The organism is Bradyrhizobium sp. WSM3983 (genome assembly GCF_000473045.1).
In the GTDB taxonomy this organism is placed as follows: domain Bacteria; phylum Pseudomonadota; class Alphaproteobacteria; order Rhizobiales; family Xanthobacteraceae; genus Bradyrhizobium.
This window is the reverse complement of record NZ_AXAY01000071.1, coordinates 1-2293: the sequence shown is the minus strand read 5'-3', so window position 1 is coordinate 2293 and position 2293 is coordinate 1. Positions and strand designations below refer to the sequence as shown.

Genomic DNA, 2293 nt, shown 5'->3' with positions numbered 1-2293 from the left:
AAAGTCGAGCTGCTGGCGTTGCGTTCAGGCGATCGAGGCGCAGCCGCTCTTCGGCCAGATCGAGCCATCAAGAGGCCAGGTGGTCCGTGCGCTGAACAGCATCCCCGGAAGAAGTTGTGGCGCCTCTCGGTCGGGCTGCACAAGATGTCGCTGCCGTCAGGCGTGGAGAAAACAACGATAGCGAAGGAAGTGGTGGATTCGATTGCCTGAAACAATCCGCCATGCAATGCCCTGCCTGCCTTAGCTTGTGCCGGGAAGGTCGGGGCCGCCCGGTCGAGGCGCTCGAGGGAGGCCGCTCTACCGATGGTCTATCACGCGGCCAACCAACGCTTTGATTGTAGATAATCTCGCCGGACGAGATAGAGGTCATCCCTCCTTCGTGGCAGTGAGAGCCGGCTGAGGTCCGTTCCGCAAAGCCTCGACAGTCGCAGGGGTTCGGCAAGGATGGTCATGTCCAGGCAGCGCCGCCGATCGCCATAGCGCCGATCCAGGCAAGGATGTCGTGCCAAAGCAATGAAGACGCCCCAACTTGCGATTTGCCGTGGACGACATGATAGCCGGCGAAGGCCGCCGGAACAGCAAAGGCAGCGGGGAGCAGCGCACGAAGAAGCGTGGATGGAGTGCAGGCAGACGCGGTTTGTCCAATGACGGGGACCGGCAAGAATGGCGGCAAAAGCCGTGACCGTGACGCGCGCGCCATTGTTACGCCGCCAGCGCCAAAGAAAGCGCAGCGAAGAATCGCATCGCGTAAGCAGCGACAGTAAAAATCAGCCAGCAGAACAGGCCGATGCCAAGCACATTGAGAATGAGTCCTAGAATATTCGGTTGCCAGCGGTGCCAACATGCCCCTGAATCGAAAGTCCCTGCCCCTACGACCTCGTCCCCACGTCCCCACTCCGGCTCCGGCTCCTTGCAGGCGGGCCTTTGCGGAGTTCTTGCAAATTCGGCAATGTGCCGCTATCTATATGGCATATTGCCGCCACGTTCAAGGAGGCCCTTGTGTCCATTGTCGAAATCGTAGCAAGGAAGCTGGGTGGGCGCTCGGTCCTCGGAGCGGTTATACGCTCGCAGGCGGACCTCGCCCTGGCGGTACGAAAGCGGCTTCCCCTGACCGCGCTGCATGGGCTGGCGAAGGCGGGACTTAGTGATCAGGAAATCGAATTGTTCGTCATTCCGCAACGAACGCGCCGGCATCGCGCGGAGAAAAAGCAACCGCTCACCGTGGAAGAATCCGACCGGGCAGTGCGATTGCTGCGGGTGCAGACACTTGCCGAGGAGACCTTCGGCGACGCCGACAAGGCCAATCTATGGCTCCGGCGTTCGTTAGCAGAACTTCATGGCGAGACGCCGCTGGCGGTAGCACAAACCGAAACTGGCGCCCGCGTCGTCGAGACCATACTCGGCAAGATCGCGTGGGGCGCCGCCGCCTGATGCTGCTTTGGCGTTTGTCGGGCATACAGCATGCCAAGACGTTCGATGGGGGCTATGGCCTGCTTTTTGACGGACGCTGGAATACGGTCGGACGGCCTGTCACCTACTGCAGCACGTCGCCTGCGCTGTGCGTGTTGGAAAAACTGGTCCATATCGAAGATCCAACTCTCATGCCCGCGCTGATGATGGTGCGCTACGATGGTCCAGATGACCTCGGCGTCGAGACGCTGGGCTTAAGCGATCTGCCCGCCGATTGGCGGCGCCAGGAAGTTTGGACCCAGCAACGAGGTGATCAATGGCACGCCTCGCTCGCGGCACCCCTCCTGCGCGTTCCCTCTGCGATCGTCCCTCTAGATCAGTCCCCCGACGTCAACATCCTGATCAACCACACTCACAAGGACGCGGCGCGGATCTCCGTGATCTCTGTAGAGCCATTCGTTCTTGACCCACGTCTGTTCTGAGCCAGAACGATGACGAAGCGGGCCAGAATCCGGTGCTCGAACCACTTGTAGCATGCCGTGTGCCGGCGATAATCGTCTGGAGAAGAGGCAGGAGCCTTCGATCAAACGCGCCCCCTCGATCGTCGCGTAAGCGGCAAGCCATCGACGTCGTCGATCGACTGGCGCGTAGTTTAGGAGTTGAGCAGCGGACCCTTTGACCCGGCCGTCTGGCACGGGTGCCAACAGAAGACGCGCGGCGGACTGAATAGCCGGTGGGGAGCCGAGCGGCTCGAGCCGGTCGCAATGCGTCCGAACTCGCAGTTACCTCGAATTGAGAAGCCCCGCCCGGCGGACCGGACGGGGCTTCTTGGCGACCTCAGTCGCCGTTCTTGCGCGGCCGCGACCAGATCAGGCTGAAGCCG

General features: G+C 61.4%; 4 protein-coding genes. All 4 read left to right on the top strand.

Features of this window, described 5'->3' with window-relative positions; translation table 11 throughout:
• Nucleotides 1-210: hypothetical protein (locus YUA_RS51495; protein ID WP_210164576.1), on the top strand; the 210-nt coding region annotated here is incomplete at its 5' end.
• 453 nt (nucleotides 211-663) lie between these two features.
• Nucleotides 664-816 (top strand): hypothetical protein, encoded by a 153-nt coding sequence (locus tag YUA_RS50775; protein ID WP_156947617.1) that lies wholly within the window; start codon nucleotides 664-666, stop codon nucleotides 814-816.
• A 183-nt stretch (nucleotides 817-999) separates the two neighbouring features.
• Entirely contained in the window at nucleotides 1000-1431 is a 432-nt protein-coding gene (locus tag YUA_RS0140710) for an antitoxin Xre/MbcA/ParS toxin-binding domain-containing protein (protein ID WP_027535764.1), read from the top strand.
• The gene (locus YUA_RS0140705; RefSeq protein ID WP_245285394.1) at nucleotides 1413-1892 is read left to right on the top strand and encodes an RES family NAD+ phosphorylase; all 480 of its coding nucleotides are present in this window, start codon (nucleotides 1413-1415) and stop codon (nucleotides 1890-1892) included. Before YUA_RS0140710 ends, YUA_RS0140705 begins: the two co-directional genes overlap by 19 nt.
• Nucleotides 1893-2293: the final 401 nt, after the last annotated feature.

Coding starts and splice junctions, on each gene's coding strand:
- YUA_RS50775 (WP_156947617.1), top strand. CDS start 664: ATGGCGGCAAAAGCCGTGACCGTGACGCGCGCGCCATTGTTACGCCGC.